This is a genomic window from Halalkalibacterium halodurans (assembly GCF_004376175.1).
GTDB lineage: Bacteria > Bacillota > Bacilli > Bacillales > Bacillaceae_D > Halalkalibacterium > Halalkalibacterium halodurans.
Map to the genome: position 1 here is coordinate 1 of NZ_SNUY01000007.1, position 18,878 is coordinate 18,878.

The window sequence follows — 18,878 nt, forward strand, 5'->3', positions numbered from 1 at the left end:
GTCTTGGCATCAGCGATTCCACTCACTGGGAGGTTATAGTCTCGTTGAAACTTCCTTACTTCTTCCTCTGTTTCCGCACCGTAAAACGCTGTTGGGTTATTCCAATGTAACCCGTAGCCGAGTCTCATTAAGTCCTCTTTTAACTTTCTTACTTGCTCACTCGTCACGCCACGACGTAATGGGCTGGTTAGGATCTCTTCCATTTTCTTCAGCGTTACTTCATCCATAATCCCATTTACTACCAAACCATAATAGCGTTGGAACTGACGAACCACATTCGCTGTGTCCGGACCATACAATGTTGTCGGATTACTCCAATGCGTCCCAAAGCCAAGCTGCATTAAATCAAATTTCAACTGTTGAATTTGATCACTGCGCTTCCCTTCTTGGTATGGACTAGCCAAAATTTCATATATTTTTTTCTCGGTTACTTCATCCACAATTCCGTTGACTACTAATCCATAATAGCCTTGAAATTGGCGAACAACTTTGACTGTGTCTGGTCCGTACAAGGTCGTCGGATTGCTCCAATGCGTCCCAAAGCCGAGCTTCATTAAATCTAGCTTTAACTCTTGGATTTGATCGCTTCGCTTCCCTTCTTGAAACGGGCTAGATAGCTGCTCCGCTATTTTCGCTAGCGTCGCTTCATCTCCACGTCCATTCACCGTTAGTCCATAGTACGCCTGAAACTCACGTACCACCCGCTCCGTATCTGGGCCGAAGTAGTTTGTCGGATTACTCCAATGCGTCCCAAAGCCGAGCTTCATTAAGTCCAGTTTAAAGTCGATAACATCCGCCCGTCTTAAACCTGGTGCTAATGGCTGGTTCTTTATCTCTTCGATCTTTTTGTAGGTGACTTCGTCAATAATTCCATTGACCACTAATCCATAGTGGCGTTGAAACTCGCGAACTACATTCGCCGTATCCGGTCCGTAAAGGGTCGTTGGATTGCTCCAATGCGTCCCAAAGCCGAGCTTCATTAAATCTAGCTTTAACTCTTGGATTTGATCGCTTCGCTTCCCTTCTTGAAACGGGCTAGATAGCTGCTCCGCTATTTTCGCTAGCGTCGCTTCATCTCCACGTCCATTCACCGTTAGTCCATAGTACGCCTGAAACTCACGTACCACCCGCTCCGTATCTGGGCCGAAGTAGTTTGTCGGATTACTCCAATGCGTCCCAAAGCCGAGCTTCATTAAGTCCAGTTTAAAGTCGATAACATCCGCCCGTCTTAAACCTGGTGCTAATGGCTGGTTCTTTATCTCTTCGATCTTTTTGTAGGTGACTTCGTCAATAATTCCATTGACCACTAATCCATAGTGGCGTTGAAACTCGCGAACTACATTCGCCGTATCCGGTCCGTAAAGGGTTGTTGGATTGCTCCAATGCGTCCCAAAGCCGAGCTTCATTAAGTCCAGCTTGATCTCTCGAATCTGTTCGCTTCGCTTCCCTTCTTGAAATGGACTGGATAGCTCCTCTGCGATTTTCGCTAGCGTCGCCTGATCTCCACGACCATTTACCGTTAGTCCATAGTACGCCTGAAACTCACGCACTACCCGCTCCGTATCTGGGCCGAAGTAGTTTGTCGGGTTGCTCCAATGCGTTCCAAAGCCAAGCTTCATTAAGTCGAGCTTCATTTCTAGCACTTGTTCATTGCGATCACCAGGTTGAAGTGAATCAGATGCGACAGAAAGTGTACTCATTTCCACATCTGACTCGACGACTTCCTCTTCGGTTGCATTACTGGTTGTTTCAGTCTCTTCTCCAATTTGTACTTCTTCAGACTCATCAACCTCGGACTCTACTTTTTCTTCTGTTTGATCGGTAGACTCTAGATGTGGTTCCGTAATATCCTCTTCGGTACTCTCTTTTGAGTGGATATCCTCAAATTGCTGTTCCGCTCCTTCTATTCCCTCTAATTCATCCTCGGCTGCCTTTACAATTAGTGGACTAAAGTGGAGTGAAAGAACAAGTAGGCTTGTAACGATTAACATTCCTGCACTTCTTATCCTCACTTTAGTATCACCTCCCTAGTTTGTATTTTATATTTAGACACTTCATTAGTATCGGATATTTCACCCTTCTCTTTCAATAAAACTTTTGTCGGATTCTCAAATATTTTGTAGATTTCCGTCGGTTTTTAATCAATATGAAAGCAAGGTTTAAAAGAATCGTGTACCACTTGTTTAAAAAACCCTATCTCCCCAATAAAAAATGCCCCATTTAGGGTGCATTTTTAAAAGTTTGAAGGATTGTGCCCTTAATTTTTCTCTTTCGACAGGTAATGTTCTATAATGGCTCCAGCCATGTCTCGCCCCTTACCAATAAAAGGAAAATGCGATAGAGGAGCAGGGGAGAATTCCACCTCACTAACGATATGATTTGATGTAGTCGGTTTTTTGGTAATATCGTTTGCGATAAAATCAATCCCACCATACTCGATGCCTGGAATCGATTGAATCACCCGAACAGCTAACTCATGATAATCTGGGTGGGCAGTTTCTGTTACATCGATACTGTCTCCACCTGCTGAAAGATTTGATTGACTTCGCAATGTAACCTCTCGCCCCTTCTCGGGAACGTCCTCCAAGCTGATCTTTTGCTTCTCCAATAAGTCGAGTTGTTCCGGATCTTCTGGTATTAGATAATCAGAAAGATAAGGGTTCTTTGCCCGAAGTAAATTTTTTTGTTTTATCAATTCTAATACTGTTGAAGTTCCATCCCCGGTAACATTTGCTCTTTTCCTATGTGTTGCAGAGATGACTTTATTACCTACTACGAAAAATCGGTAATCATCTCCACTTACATGCCGTTCAACTAATAAGCGATTTGTACTTTTCTTTCGCCGATATGCTTCACAGCCTTTATCCCATGCTTTTTTAAATTCCTCCAAGGTATGAATATTGGTTGTGATACCTTTACCTCTCGCTAAACTTGTTGGCTTAACAACAACTGGAAATCCTAGCTTTTGTGCAAATTCAACCGCTTCATCATAGTGTTCAATGCCAAAAACTTCTGAATCTACAACTGAGATCCCTTTCTTTTTAAGAATGTGCCGACTATCATGTTTACGATCACAGAGATTCATGCCTATTCTACTAGAATCATTCCCATTCATATTATGAAAACCAAATTGATTACCTTCCTTACTTTCAATTATCAATAATCGACTGGAAAGACGGTCTACTTTTAATCCTCTGCTAATAGCTGCATATTCGATGAGAGCAGATTTTATACCGATTCCCTTCCTTTTTTGTTCTTCTACAAACTCAGCTTCCTGTTTTAAAAATTTGCTTTCACCCTTTGGTTTATTCTCTTGCTGCCTTTGATTTTTTTTTAAAAATGAAAAAAAACTCATTCTTAATACCTCCAAATTTTATCCTCATGATACTGTGTACATCATTCGAAGACAGATATATTTAAAGCTTAAAAACCACCTAAACCAAGCATATAAATTAGCTTGGTTTAGGTCTGTAAATAATGTAATGAAACGAAGGCCCAGGTACAAGGGTGACTTGTGGAAAATATATTTCTACCGTTACCTCATTTTTATTAAACTCGCCATGGCACGAAGAGGTTTCGTTACTTTCCATGAAGTACTCTTCTGTATCTCTTGATACTTCTTTTTATATAGATTTCTTTCTTTTTGTAACTCTTTAAGTTCTTTTGAGAGTACTTGGAGCTCACTTTCTTTGTAACTTATAGAAGGTTCCTTTATTTCAAATCCAATCTTTATCGGCTTGTCCCAATTTTTCTCATCAACCCTTGTAACTTTATACTTCTTAGGAAGTCTATTGTTCACTATCTCTCTAAAATGATCTACCGACTCAACACAGCCTGAAACAATGATTGATGTCTTATTGTTTTTCAAGTGTTTAATATAACCGTTTAGCTTTAGCTCCCTCGCTTGTTTCTGAACCCATTTATCAAAGGACGTAGAACTCTGCTTTTTAGAAAGAAGAAAACGCCTTGAGTCTATATTCCCTGTCGGTAATGACGGTACCAAAAACTCATTAGCAACTCCACGCCTAAAAGCATCATGAATTGTATCAAAATCAAAATAGTACAATAGATTTTTCCTTTTTCCTTTTGTTTCAGGAAAATAATAATCAATAATCGCTTTAGGGATATCCCGCGCTTTTCCTTCCATCGGAAAGAGATGGTTCCTAATGGCCGCCCTGGAATTAATTTCAAGAATACTAGCTGTATTTGTTTCGTAATCAATAATCATATCAATCCCACATTGGATTAATCCAGGGATAGCTTTACAGGCATCAATAGCTATTTTTTTTATTTCATCTGACAAATCATCTGTGGCATCTGTAGAGTCTCCTCCTGATGACACATTGTTTTTTGTTTTTAAGAATACTCTTTCTCCTTCTTTTGGAATGCTATCTAATGTATAGCCTACCTTCTCCAAGGTGCTATGGACCTCTTTATCAATCGTAATAGGTAGACCATTCAAAGAAGGGTTTTTATCACGTTCTTTATTTTTAACCCGTAATAATGTTCTTATTGTGTTAACACCATCACCAACTACGTTCGCTGGAATTCGTTTAAATGCACCAATGACTTCATTCCCGATAACAAATACTCGATGGTCTATCCCAACTGCATATCTTTCCACAATAACCTCTGGATAATTTAAATCGTTCCTCACATAGGATAATGCACTTCTAAATTCTTCTTCACTCTTTATGTTGGCAATAACCCCTTTACCACCTGTACCTTTAGACGGCTTAATCACTAAGGGATAACCTAGTCTTTTAGAGTACTCTACAATCTCTTCATCTGGTACTACTCCACTAAACTCTTCACCCTCTGGAACAGGAATACCGGCTCTCAAAAGATATTTTTTTGTCAAATGTTTATCAATGCAGATTTTGATAGCCTCACGTGGAACAATACTCCCTCTAGAAACTACAAAAGTATATTCCTTACCTTCGTAAGACAAAGAATACCTTAATCGTGATTTTTTTTCAGTCGTATTGAAAAATTTAACCGTTATACCTCTTCTCCATGCCTCTAACGCTATACTATACATCGATAATGTATAGCCTTTCGCTTTTTGAGGTACCGCATCCTCTAAATGTGGTAACCATTCTTTATTTGCTTGTTCCATTAAATATCCCCCTACCTCATTCAATCAGGAATCATCAACCGTGATAGCATTTCGACTTCCAATGTTTACTATATGTTTAGCTAAAAGGAGAATAGGATCAATTACTTCAATTCCCATTTTCTCTGTATCCATTACTAAACTTAGCTCGGTACAACCAGCAATAATCGCTTTAACATTGGCCTTTTTCAATTTTTTCACAAGTTCTTTTAAAGCAACCGATATTCCATAAGAAGTATTTCCAGACTTAATTCCATTTTCTCCATAAATAATTTCCATCAATTTCTTTTGATCTTTCTCTTCTGGAACAACAATTTCATTTGAAATGTATTCTTCAAAAACACCCGATTTAACCGATCCATCTGTAGCCATGAGCCCAATCCTTGTTTCAGAAGAAAAGAGATCCCTTAGATGTAATTCTACAAGTTCAATTGCATTCACAATTGGAATAGGTGATTTCTGCTTTAATTCAGAGATAAATGCATGAGCTGTCATACACGGGATAACTGCAACATCAGCACCTGCGTAAAATAACTTATGCAAATTCTCAGTGAGCCTGGGAACTGGGCTTGTCCCTTTACCAAAAATATAATTTGTTCGATCTGGTATTTGAGGATCGTTTATTATAATCATATTTACATGATCTTGATCCATTTCGACAGAGGTATTTGTAATAACCCTATTAAATAACTCGGCTGTTGCAGCTGGCCCCATTCCACCTAAAACGCCAATTACTTTTGGAGACATTGTCCGACCATCCTTTTAAAGCATCAATTTGTACGGTATTCAACCTATACCTTAATCTATCTCTAAATCCTTTATTTCTTTGCGCATTCTACTTATAACATCATTATATACTTCCTTGGATGAAAACTTCCCATGATCGGTTTCAATATATTCATTTTCTTGAATCCAATCCTTAAATAAATAAATTCCATATTGCAGCCTTTCTTCTCTTTTCGTAAAAGTTAGGCTGTATTTCGGACTTTTTATAACAATACCTTTATAATTTTCATCTGGTTTATTAATTTCTAGTGTTAAGGACGCACCAATTTGTCTGTGCAAGCCATTCTGACCAGAAATAAAATTTCCTAAAGAATACGCTACAAATGTTTTTGTTCCCCGTGAGTTTTCGATCCATTCAGGAGGTTGTAGAACATGAGGGTGATGACCAATAATCACATCTGCGCCTGCATCAGATAGTGACGCTGCAAGCTCTTTCTGTTCTGCGCAAGGATCCAGATGGTATTCCTTCCCAAAATGCATATTAACAACAATAACGTCCGCTAAATTTTCTTTTTTTATTCTTCTTAATTCTTTTGTTAGCTTTAATGCGCTTGTTTTCTTGAGTGAATTTACTAAGTAAGGTTTATTGTCAGGTATTTTTATACCGTTCGTCCCTTTAGTATAAGATATAAAACAGATCTTCAAGCCGTTCTTATTGAATATACGCAACCTTTGTTTATCCTCTAAGGATTTATACGCGCCATCGTATTCTAAGCCTATTCTCTCTAGATTCTCTATGGTTTTCAATAACCCTTCTTCTCCCCGATCTAGAACATGGTTATTAGCAAGTGTCACAAGGTTCACACCCATATCTTTTAGCGCATAACCAATTTCTACGGGTGCGTTGAACTTTGGAAAAGAAGAAAGTCCTATCTCAATCCCAGCAATAATCGTCTCTAAATTAGCAACTGTAAGATCCGTCTTTCCTAACAAGTCTTTCACTCTCTCGAATTTCCCCAAGAAATTATATCCGGACTTCTTCTTTATTCCTCCATACACTCTCCCGTGTAAGAGTACATCACCAATTGCTGTTAAAGTCACTGTTTTGCCTTTGCTAATTTTCAAAATCATCACCCCAACATGCAAAATTATTCCTGTAAAGGAGGGCTATCATATTTGTATATCGACAAAATTGGAGCACTTATTGTATGTGATTTATTCCTTCACGCAGTATACTCGCTCTGTAGTTCATATGGTTTAATTTTTTATTAAACTCATTAACTTGCGAAGCGGAGCAGTTACTTTCCAGGAGCTACTGTTTCTAATTGCCTCATACTTTCCTTTCATGTTACTGTATTTTTTTACTATATAAGACATTTCTTGTTCCATTTCTTGTTTTTCTCGTTTTATTTGATTTAACTCTAATTTCAGCTCCTTGATTTCTTCTTCCTTAGACTTGCTTCTAATTTCAAATCCAACTTTTATAGGGTTGTACCACTCATATTCTTTAATACGGGCCACATTGGCTTTGTCAGGTCCAATGTAACAGCTTTTTAAAAACTCCTCTAAGTCGGATTTGTTTGAACTTGCTGCAACGATAACGACTTTTCCATTGTCAAGATTTTTTGTATAGCCATGTATATTATGAAGAAGTGCCCTTTTTCTTACCCATCTTCTATATCCCACACCTTGAACCTTTCCAGTAACAATATATCGCTTTGTATGAATCTGACCAATCGGAGCGTTTGTAATTTCAATTTCATTTACTTCCCTACTACTCATTAAATTATTGATCACTTTGTAATCAAAATAAAAATTGTTTTTGATTGTCTCTTTCGTTTCTGGGAAGTAGTAATCAACAATTGCTTTTGGAACATTTCTTGGTATTCCTGTCATAGGAAATAGATGTGAAGCAATTACAGCTGTAGGGTTTATCTCCATGACGACAGCTTTGTTCCCCTTAATGATCAGATCAACACCTGCATGTACAAGCCCTGGTACAGAGGAAACTGCCTTAACTGCAACTTCCTTAATTTCTGCTGGAAGCTGATCAGTAATGTCTATTGAATCTCCGCCAGAAGATATGTTACTTTTACCACGTAAATAGATTAATTCTTCTTTCTTTAAAACACTGCTTAAAGAATAACCCTCCTTACGCAAAAAAGTATGAACTTCTTCATCAACTTTAATTAATCGAGTAGCTAAATGAGGGTTCTTTTTTCGTTCTTCATTTTTCTTCTGTATCAATTCTTCGATCGTGCTCTTACCGTCACCTGTTACATTAGCCGGAACCCTTTTTAGGGCAGCTACCACTTTATCCTGGACTACATAAACACGAGCATCTTCTCCTGAAATGAACCTTTCAATAATGACATCAAGATAATTTAATGTGGATCTGACATAGCGTAAGTTTTTTTTAAAACCCTCGTCAGTATTAATATTTGTAACGACACCTTTTCCTAAGCTACCAAAGGTCGGCTTAATCACAAGCGGATAACCAAGCTTCCGCGCATACTGGATAATCTCTTCATCCGCAACTTCTTCCTTAAACCTTTTACCTTCGGGGCATGGCACTCCTTCCTTTTCTAAATACTTCTTTGTTTGCTCTTTATTCGTACCTATGTCCACTGCTTCATTGTGGACTTTATCTCCTCTAGACCTGAAGAAAAAATGTGTTCTTTCATCAGAACTCAGGGAAAACATTTTCCCAATCGGATTAAAACCAATTGCTTTTAACTTAGCGTTAGAAGGAGTGTTGTAATACCATTTTAATGTTAAGCCTCTTCTCCATCCCTCTAGAGCTACCAAATAAGCGCAAAGATTAAACCCTCGAACTCCTCTTACAATTCTCTTTGCTATGTCAGTTGAATGCTCTAGGTTTTGCTTCAATCATACCCCTCCTTCAACATCAAACGAACCGTACAGAGCAAAATAATCTTATCCGTTTGCCTGTGGTCTAATTAAACTTTTCGCATAATCGCCTAATTTTCTCAGAAAGACTGTTGATTTCCACGAACGACTTTGTTTAATTTTCATTGCTTCTTTCTCAAGTCGGTTTTTTTCTTTTTCCGCTCGGCGTAACTCTTTTTCCATCTTCTTCAGTGCAGTTTCCACAGACCGTAGATTTGATGGGTTAAAGCCTTCACTTATTTCAAATCCAACCTTTACAGGAGATTTCCAAGCCTCCTCCTTTATCTTTTTTACTTCGGCCTTATTAGGTGCAGCAGTAAAGATCTCCTTAAATGCATTAACCTCTTTTTTATCTGTTCCTGCAACTACAACGTCAATATCCCCATTAGAAAGGTTGTTAATGTAACCATTCAGTCCTCTTTCCAACGCTTGAATACGTAACCATTGATGGTAGCTTACTCTTTGCACAAAACCAGAAACTGTATATTTTTTCGCATATAACTTGCCAATGGGAGCTGGTGAGACTTCTACTTCTACAGATGAACGGCTAGATAATGGCTCTAGTACTGTATTAAAGTCAAAATATATTCTAGATTTTTTGTTTTGGCTCCCTTTCGTTTCTGGAAAGTAATAATCAATGATAGCAGAAGGAATGTCGCGTGCCTTCCCTTCCATTGGAAATAAAATTCCTCCAATTTGAGCAGTTGGATTTAACTCAATGACGACAGCTGTTGATATGGATTGGTTTAGATCAGCAATAATATCAACACCGCCGTGATGTAAGCCAGGAATTGCTTTAATAGCATCTATTGCAATCTGTTTGAGTTCATCAGGTAGCTCATCGGTCACATCGATTGGGTCTCCCCCTGCTGATACATTGGTTTTTTCCCTTAGCAAAATTTTCTCCCCTTTATTCGGGATACTTTCCAATGTATAGCCAGACGATTGGATAAAATCCAATACCTCGTTATCAATTTCAATTAAACAGCTAAACAAACGTGCATTTTTCTTCCGCTGCCGATTTTTTAAGTCAATTAATTCGGTAATTGTATGATAGCCATCCCCAATAATATTTGCTGGCAATCTGTTATAAGCCGCAATGACTTGATCTTCAACGACGTATACTCGGTATTCCTCCCCTGATACATAACGTTCTAATATAACTTCCGGATAATTTAAATCAGAGCGTACATAAATTAAAGCCTTTTGCAAAGATTTTACGTCCTTAATATTGGTTACGACACCGTTTCCTAAGCTAGCATTGGTTGGCTTTAAAACAAGTGGGAAGTTGATTTCCAATGCATATTGAATAATTTCCTCATCTGTTGAAGACGCCTCAAATTTTCGTCCTTCTGGTACAGGAACGCCAGCTTTAGCTAACCATACCTTTGTTTCATCTTTATCGGAACCAATTCTTACGGCTTCATTGGTTACTTTATCTCCTCTAGTCCTAAAAAAGTAGTGAGTCCTTTCTTTAGAACTTAGTGAAAATAATCGACCTGGAGGATTCACCCCAAAGGTAATCATTTCTTGATATTTCTCATGGTCAACAGTATGCCATTTTAACGTTAAGCCACGTCTCCACCCTTCCAGTGCTACAGAGTATGCACACAGCTTTGTTTTTCTTGCGCTGGTTACAATGTCATTGGTAAGGTGAGGGAGACAAATTGAAGGATTACTCTCCATTATAACGACCTCCCCTAATTTCCCTCAATGGTTTATATCTAAATCTTGATTTTGGAATCTTCCTACATCCGTCCTTATTTTTCAAACAATCGACCGACCCATTTTACTATGTCCGCTATCTTTCGAAAGGGTAACGTAAGCTGCCAAGAAATGCTTCGACTATATGCTCGGTAACGCCGCTCTGCACGTCGTAACTCTTTCTGCACTGTCTCTAATTCAAGCTTCATCTTCTTTAATTGGTCCACTTGCATTTTTAAATCTGCTTTAACTTCAAACCCGACCTTTACTGGATCTTCCCATGACTCTTCAAAAACATCAACAACATCTGAACGCCCTGGATCTTCGAAGATAGCTTGCTTAAAGTCATTGACGCTTTCTGGATCAGTACCCATGACAATGACTTCGATGTTTCCATTTTCAAGGTTTTTTACAAAACCACTTAGCTTTCGTTCAAAGGCTTGTTTTCTCAAGCCTCGATGATAATCAATTCCTTGGACATCACCTGTTACTGTATATTTCTTGCCATAAACTTCACCTAAAGGAGCTGCAGATACCGTCGTCACTGAGGCTGTTTTTGTCACCAATGGTTCCAACACGTCTGAAAAATCAAAGTAAAACCTAGATTTTTGACCGTTCATCCCTTTTGTTTCTGGGAAGTAATAATCAATGATAGCCGCCGGGACATCTCGAGCGATGCCTTTCATCGGAAACACGAGCGAGCCAATTTGTGCCGTCGGATTTAACTCTAATACAACAGCCCCTTCTTCCACTGGTTGTTTGTCATCATAAAGGATATCGACGGCCCCATGAGGTAACTGCGGGACTGCCTGCAAGGCTTGTACCGCTAGCTGTTTGACCTCCTCAGGCAAGCTATCTAGTTGGTCAACAGGATCTCCACCGATTGAAATGTTGCTCTTATTTGTTAAAAAAACCATCTCGCCGTCTTCCGGAATCGTATCCAAACCGTACCCTTGAATGGCTAAGTGATTTTTCATCTCTTGATCTAGCTTAATGGGACAGCTAATCAACCGAGGGTTCTTTTGACGCTCTTCGTTTTTAGCCTCTATTAATTCTTGAATTGTCTGTTTTCCATTTCCAACAACATTGGCAGGAATGCGCTCTATAGCCGCTACAACCTTATCTCCAACAACGTACAACCGATAATCTTTTCCTGCCACATGACGCTCAACGATGACATCTTTATAATTGAGGACATGCCGAACGTGACGAAGCTGTTCAGCAAATGTTACTTCGTCTTCAATGTTTGTCACAACGCCTCGACCGAAGCTTCCATCTGTCGGTTTTACGACAAGCGGATAGCCGATCTCCGCTGCATATGAGATAATTTCATCGTCTTCAATCTCCGCTACAAAACGCCTTCCTTCTGGTATCGGAATGCCAGCCTTTGCGAGATATTCTTTTGTTTTCTCTTTATCGGCTCCAATCGCAACAGCTTCATTCGTTACTTTATCCCCACGAGTTCTAAAGAAATAATGGGTTTTCTCTTCTGATCGAAGAGAAAACAGCTTTCCTGGTCGATCAACGAACCACGTTTTGATCTCACGAAAAGCTTCAGAGTCCTTTGTATGCCACCGAAGGGTCAAGCCTCGTCGCCATCCTTCTAAGGCTACTAAATATGCATCAAATTCTGGCCCCCTTGCATCTTCAACGATTTCTTTCGACAGATGCGGTAACCATTGGTGATTAATTTGTTCCATAGAGAGTTTCCTCCAACACATGCTAATTAAGTCTTGCATCAAGTAAGTTTTTAAATGATTCAAATGACTTGCCATTTAATAAATCTGAAATTAAACGTTCTTCTGCTGCTAAAAATTCATCCCCAAGCCACCGATCCGTTTCACGATTAAATTCGTCATAATTCCCAGGCTTCGGGGTAAATTCACCAAATACAAGCCCTCGACTCGTTTTCAGAAAATCGATTCGAATGAAAGGTACAGGAATTTCAGAGCTAATAGAAGCCGCTAATTGGACTTCTTGTTCGGACGCTCCGTCACCTTTGAACAGGTCTCCATCATATTTTCCAGTCGTCATTTGTTTACCATCAGCTGTCCACCAACAGTACGAAAGCTCTGGAAATCGTTGCACCTCAAGAATGATAGCAACCTTCCCATAAAAGCAATAAAATTTCAAATCTCGTGCCGGTCGAAATGTGTCTTTATCTTCTAACAGGAGCTCCTCGATCATCCATGAGTCTTCCTTAACCGAACGAGAGTCCAGATCTTCTTTCATACTCTCTATAAGAGATTCCCAGCTATTTAAGGTTTTCGAGCGTTTGACATCAAGAATATTCCCCTCAGTAAACACAAGGTATACGCCGCGGGAACCCGCACCATCTTGAGGTTTGATCACAATCCGTTCCTTTTTAGGTATCGTTGAGATCGTGTACGTGTCATCAGAGACCCAAGGCCTATCAATATGAAGGGAATCCATGAAACGATAGGCAACTTTTTTTTGATCGAGTAGCCATTCTGGTAAGATGGTCCCGAATTGTTTCTTCCTTAATCTTATACTTAAATTCGCTCGAAAGGAAGCGATTGATTTTAGAGAAATCGTTTCTTTCTCATCTACTTCTCTTACAATAAATTCTGGTACTTCTTCAGCATGCAACCCAGACAAAGCTTCCCGAAAAATTGGCGCTTTCACATCTTGCTTCTCATTTTGATAGTGTCTCGCGGAAAGAAACAAAGCCTCACGATAAGCATTTTGTATTGAGGTCTTTGACTCGATCAAACGCCTCATGTATTCCACCATTTGACCTTGCTCTTTCGCCCGTTTCACCGAGTGTAGGAGATGGTCACGATCCATCTTCCCTAGTGCAATCAGCCGATCATTCGCTTTGTGTGTTTCGTTTATTAGCTTTTGTTCGACATTCATTAATTGTTGACGAAGTTCCCTAAGTTCAAGATGAAGTTGCTCATTTTCTTGAATTAATTGTTGCTTGGCTTTTCCTAAAAAAGCCGTTTTGATACTTTTACAAACAGTTATTGTTTTCCGCCAAACAGCGGTATATTTCCATAACCGGCTTTGTTCAATTTTCTTTTGGTCCCTCCGCAGCTTTTTCTGCTCATTCTGTAACTCTCGCTTCTTCGCTTCATGCTTCATAAATAAGATTTGCAGCTCGTGTTCCCGTTCCTTTTCGTGCTGTAATTCACTCTGAATTCCTTCTTTTGACGGATACGTTTTGCTCAACGTGACCACCTCCTTCTGCTATTTATGAATGGTTTGTCCGATCAAAAATGAACGATTCAATTCTTGAAATGTGCTTTGTGTAACCGAAGTTTGCCTCTACATATGCTTGCGCTTTTTCTACTTGAGATTCGTAAAAATCCGGGTTGTCCATTAGTTGTATTATTGTTTCCTGAACATCATCTGGTTCAGCATAAAGTGCAGCATCGCCAAACAACTGCTCATAGATTGGTGGAATAACGACAGGTACCCCTACCGCCATCGCCTCGAAAATGACTCGCCCAAACGCTTCAATCCAATCGGGATGCGTATAGTAGACGAATACATCAAGTGTAGCTAGAAACTCCTTTGGATGCATTTCCCCAAATTCATAGACATACCAGTTTTCAGGTAACTCACCGACTACCTTCTTTGGTGCTGCTGCACCACCAAGAACATGGACTTCAAATGGGGCAGACTCTGGGTAAACTTTAAAAAGTTCCGTTCGATCGATAGGCCACTTCACATACTGGTCACGAGAATGCCGACCAATTTTGATCTTCTCTGATCGAAGCGGACGGGATGCCCTTTTCCATTCTTGTACATCGATAATATTGACCCAGTCCTCACTGGCTAAGGAAATCGGATGCAGTTCATGGCTATGATGTGTTAGCAAAGCTTCGCGGACAAGTGGCCCAATCGGATACCATGTACCTGTCGTCCCGAAATATTCCTTCATACGTTTCGCACAATCAGGAATCGTATACAATGTATTTCCTTTTTTGCTATAATCCCGCTTCGGCGGCTGATTTACGATGACATTCACACGCTTTGCTTTTACATTAGGTAAATATTTTTGCCACTCCTGTAAAACTGGGGGGTGACGGATAATCAATAAATCACAGCTAATTTCCTCACCATAGACAACCATTTGTACAAGATCCCCATCGAGAAGCTCGCGGATGTGCGGGTTCATTTCTTTACGTGATTGAAAATCATACCGTGACATTTGCATAAGACCCGTCCGAAGCCCTTTTTGTTTCTGCGCCTTAATTTCTTCCACATTCGACATATTGGTCCCGCCTAGTAGGCGAAACTCGGAAGCAATGATTACATCAAAATGGCGCCGCCCATCAGCTGTTTTTTTCTCCCGCTGTGGCCACATAGGCTCCGGCACAGCAAATAAACGGGGTTCCTGCGGGAAATCATAGCGGAGGGACTCTGCCACTCGATGATAGTGCGAGTAACTGTCGAAATACTCTTTACGCACGCCCATAAAATATCCGTGAAAGCCAAATGCATGATTTCCGGTCAAAGATCCCTTGGTCTGTCTTTGAAAGGAATATGGACCTGACGCTAAGTCAACAACAGCTTTTTCACCAAACACTTTTTTTAGGCGGCGTTTAAATTCACCATCAGCTCCAAACCGTACACTGTCCCAAAAACCAAGCTTCTCCATGACAAGATTCTTGCGAAACATAAGTGAAGACATGTTTGCAAAAATATATTCTCCCGGCTTCCCTCTTCGAAAAAATGTTAGATCTTCTGTCATCCTTGCTTGCTGAGAAGTATTGGCAATCACCTGAGGATGTTCCATCAAATGGGTAACTTGCGTTTCAATCTTTGCTGGGTGTGACCAATCATCAGCATCATTAATCGTGACAAACTCGCCTGTCGCTTGCTGTAATGCTATATTTCTTGCCACATAAGCACCGCTATTGATCTCCGTTTTTAAATACTTCACTCGATCATCGATCGCTGCATAACGCTTGATCGAAGCGGCTGTGCTGTCAGTGCTGCAGTCGTCAACGACCAAAATCTCTATATTTGTCCAAGTTTGCTGCAAGATCGACTCAATAGATGTAGCAATCCCATCCTCTGAATTGTACGCAGGGATGATCACCGTTACTTTCGGCTCCATATTAGGTTTAACGTTAGTTGCTTTTGCTGCCACATCAATCGAATCGTACGGTGTTCGTTCTTTTTCGCCCGTTTGCTTTAGCCTAATAGGGGCAATATTAAAATGTGCTAAAGCTTTATTAATCCATTTGACCCGATCTAAAGGGTGCTCTTCTAAGTTGGCTGCCGCTAAATACAAATCTGGATGTGGATACTCTTTTATTTTATCGGCTATTCGTTGCTTCCCTTTTTCAATCTCGTCAAGCAATTTATAGCACTCAGCCTCAATGATCGCTGCACGCCGTAGAAATGAACGCTCCGCTTTGCCTGCAGTTGCTTGTTGCAAATACGTTAAACATTCCCGAGCATCTGTGCGCGTATATTGATTTGCATGCCATAAAGCTAGCTCCCAAGCGGCAAGCTGCCTTAAGTAACGATTGTCCGCTTTCAGTAGTCCCCTTAAATCAGCCAAAGCTCTCTTGGTAAACCCTAGTTCATACAAGCTATATTTCAGTTTCTTTATCCGCTGCTGGGCTTTTTTCTTTTTCCACGATGAACTAAACAGCTGTCTCCAACCTTTTTTTCTCGTGACAAGTTGAACGATCATTTTAAGCAACTTTTTCACTTGTCTTAGAAAAGCAACTGGCCAGCTGTTTTTTATTCCATAGTAGTAAGTTTCGAGCGCTCGCAATTTGCGGCGCTCTCGTTCATTCTCTTTCTCCATATTAGAGATCTCTAGTTCTAGCTGCTGTATTTCCGAAAGCAGCTGTTCATTTTTTCTTTTTCTACCCTCTAATTCAAACTTCTGCTCGTTCATCTTCATGTAAAAACGTCTCCAATCTTGCAGCATGTTGAGAATAACCAAATTGGTTTTCAACATAGATGAGCGCTTTTTCTACCTGGCTTTGATAATATTTATCATCTGCCATGAGCTCCATTACTTTCTCTTGTACTTCATTGATTTCAGCATAAATGGCAGCCTCACCAAACAGCTTTTCGTATTCATGCGGCACAATGACCGGAACGCCAGTAGCCATTGCTTCAAATACAACTCGACCGAAAGCTTCAACCCAATCTGGGTGTGTAAAATAAACGAACACGTCCAATTCTGCTAAAAACTCACGCGGATGAACCTCACCAAATTCTCGGACATGCCAATTGGCTGGCAAAGACCCTAGAACCTTGGTAGGTGACTTAGCACCACCGAGTATATGAACTTCAAAAGGCTCCTTGTCCGGATAAATTTGCAGCATGGTTGCTCGATCCTTTGGCCATTTTACATATTGGTCCCGAGAGTGGCGCCCGATTTTTATTTTCCCGTCCTTTTCTCGACGTGTAACTCTCTTCCATTCTTTCACATTAATAATATTGACCCAATCTTGATCTGAGAAAGGAATCGCTTGCAAATCCTTATGGTGGTGCTCGTATAAAGCTTCCCGTACATTCGGTCCAATCGGGTACCAAATGCCTTTTTTGCCAAAATAGGCTTGTAGGTGAGCGATACAGCGAGGAAGCTCATATAAAACACTACCGTTGTCACCATAGTCTCGCTGTGGTGGTTGATTCACAATCACGTGCACACTTTTTGCCTCTACATTTGGCACATAACGCTGCCATTCCTGAAGAATCGGAGGGTGGCGAACGATGAGCACATCACAACTTACCTGCTCTCCGTAGACGATCATTTGCACTTGATCGCCATCAATTAACTCCCGAACATTAGGATTGATCGCTTCAACCGAATTAAGATCATAGCGAGATAACTGAATTAAGCCTGTGCGGAGCCCCATCTCTCTTTGCGCTTTGATTTCTTCCACATTCGACATATTCGTCCCGCCTAACAAGCGGAACTCTGATGCTAAAATGACATCAAAATGCCGCCGCCCCGCTGATTTTGGCTGACGGTTGGGAAGCATCGGCTCCGGTACAGGAAATGGACGCTCTTTTTGTGGAAAGGAATATCGAAGCCCCTCTTTACTCGTTCTATGAAAATGATCATGCGCCTCCGCATACTCTCGGCGCGCCCCCATAAAATAACCCGGAAAACCAAAGGCAGAATGGCTCGTCAACGATTCCCCTGACTGACGTTGAAAAGATAATGGAGCTGTAGGTAGTTCAACCACAGCCTTTTCTCCAAATGCGAGCTTGATGCGTTTAACAAACTCTGAGTCTCCGGCAAAGCGGACACAATCCCAGTAGCCCAGCTTGTCCATCGCAGGCTTCCGACGAAACATGAACGATGACATGTTCGCAAAAATGTATAAGCCTGGCTTGCCGCGACGGTAAAATTTTAAATCATTGGTCGCACGTGCTTGCTGCGAAAAATTCCCAATGATATTCGGGTGCTTTAACAAGTGTCGCACTTGAATTTCAATTTTTCGCGAATGGGACCAATCGTCTGCATCATTAATCGTGACAAAATCCCCTGTTGCATGCTGTAATGCTATATTTCTTGCCACATAAGCACCACTGTTTGTTTCTGTTTTTAAATAATGGACTCGATGATCTTGCTCCGCATATTGATGGACAATCGATGCCGTTTCATCCGTACTACAGTCATCGACGACAAAAATTTCAAGGTTCGTCCATGTTTGTTTTTGCATGGATTCAATTGAGGTTTGAATCACACTCTCAGCATTAAAAGCCGGAATGATAACCGTTACCTTTGGTTGCTCATCATTCTCGCTGCTTTCATCAATACCATTAACTCCCAGTGCATCATACGGGCTTTTTTCGTCTGCCTGCTCGGTCAACTCCAACGGTTCCGTCCCATAGTGCGCAAAGACTTTGTTAATCCATTTCATTCGTTGTGCGACCGTTGTTTCAAGATTGGCTGCAGCTAAATAAAGATCAGGGTGGGGTTGAGTCTCGATCATTTGTTGCACTAGTTCTTTTCCTTGCTCTCTCTCTCCTAAAAGGTCATAGCACTCAGCCTTAACAATAGCTACAGCACGCAAATCATCACGATCTTTTACACCGGTAGTAGCAATGTCAAGATAACGGAGGCAAGCTTTTGCATCTTCCGTCGTATACTGGTTGGCATGCCATAACGCTAACTCCCAGGCAGCCAGACGCTTCAAGTAAGGCTCGCCGCTTTCACGACAAATGAGCTGGAGGTCCTCCAAAGCTCGATTAGTAAACCCTAGATTGTATAACCGATATTTCAACCGTTCAATTTTTCGCAACTGTGTCTGTTTCTTCCCAGGCTTAATAACACGTTTGATCGCTTGTTTTTGCTTTTCCGTTAGCAAGCTAGAAAGAAACTGTTTTTGACTTGTTTTTAAGGCTTTATATAAGAACCAATCTACAAGCCCAATCACACTCTTTTTTACTAATCGTAGCATTTGTACCACCG

General features: G+C 40.5%; 11 protein-coding genes. All 11 read right to left on the bottom strand.

Annotated features, from left to right (window positions below):
- Nucleotides 1–2,012 (bottom strand): peptidoglycan-binding domain-containing protein (locus E2L07_RS03605; RefSeq protein ID WP_208401973.1); only part of this gene is annotated, 2,012 nt, incomplete at its 3' end.
- 245 nt (nt 2,013–2,257) lie between these two features.
- Nucleotides 2,258–3,355, bottom strand: a complete 1,098-nt coding sequence (locus E2L07_RS03610) for an ATP-binding protein (RefSeq protein WP_134228862.1) — start codon at nt 3,353–3,355, stop codon at nt 2,258–2,260.
- A 180-nt stretch (nt 3,356–3,535) separates the two neighbouring features.
- Nucleotides 3,536–5,119: a sugar-transfer associated ATP-grasp domain-containing protein gene (locus E2L07_RS03615; protein ID WP_134228863.1), complete on the bottom strand. Its 1,584-nt coding sequence runs from the start codon at nt 5,117–5,119 to the stop codon at nt 3,536–3,538.
- Between the two features lie 24 nt (nt 5,120–5,143).
- The gene (cuyB, locus tag E2L07_RS03620) at nt 5,144–5,863 is read right to left on the bottom strand and encodes a cysteate racemase (RefSeq protein WP_134228864.1); all 720 of its coding nucleotides are present in this window, start codon (nt 5,861–5,863) and stop codon (nt 5,144–5,146) included.
- 51 nt (nt 5,864–5,914) lie between these two features.
- On the bottom strand, nt 5,915–6,967 hold the full coding sequence (locus E2L07_RS03625) for a CapA family protein (protein ID WP_243854896.1): 1,053 nt from the start codon (nt 6,965–6,967) through the stop codon (nt 5,915–5,917).
- A 132-nt stretch (nt 6,968–7,099) separates the two neighbouring features.
- Nucleotides 7,100–8,731 carry an acylphosphatase gene (locus tag E2L07_RS03630; protein ID WP_243854897.1) on the bottom strand — a complete coding sequence of 544 codons (1,632 nt, stop codon included), beginning with the start codon at nt 8,729–8,731 and terminating at the stop codon, nt 7,100–7,102.
- Between the two features lie 48 nt (nt 8,732–8,779).
- Nucleotides 8,780–10,438, bottom strand: a complete 1,659-nt coding sequence (locus E2L07_RS03635; RefSeq protein WP_134228865.1) for an acylphosphatase — start codon at nt 10,436–10,438, stop codon at nt 8,780–8,782.
- Nucleotides 10,439–10,512: 74 nt separating this feature from the next.
- On the bottom strand, nt 10,513–12,156 hold the full coding sequence (locus E2L07_RS03640; RefSeq protein WP_134228866.1) for an acylphosphatase: 1,644 nt from the start codon (nt 12,154–12,156) through the stop codon (nt 10,513–10,515).
- A 22-nt stretch (nt 12,157–12,178) separates the two neighbouring features.
- The gene (gene tupA, locus E2L07_RS03645; protein WP_134228867.1) at nt 12,179–13,648 is read right to left on the bottom strand and encodes a teichuronopeptide biosynthesis enzyme TupA; all 1,470 of its coding nucleotides are present in this window, start codon (nt 13,646–13,648) and stop codon (nt 12,179–12,181) included.
- A gap of 22 nt (nt 13,649–13,670) precedes the next feature.
- Nucleotides 13,671–16,346, bottom strand: a complete 2,676-nt coding sequence (locus E2L07_RS03650) for a glycosyltransferase (protein WP_243854898.1) — start codon at nt 16,344–16,346, stop codon at nt 13,671–13,673.
- Complete coding sequence (locus E2L07_RS03655; RefSeq protein ID WP_134228868.1) at nt 16,321–18,867, bottom strand: glycosyltransferase; 2,547 nt, start codon at nt 18,865–18,867, stop codon at nt 16,321–16,323. Before E2L07_RS03655 ends, E2L07_RS03650 begins: the two co-directional genes overlap by 26 nt.
- Nucleotides 18,868–18,878: the final 11 nt, after the last annotated feature.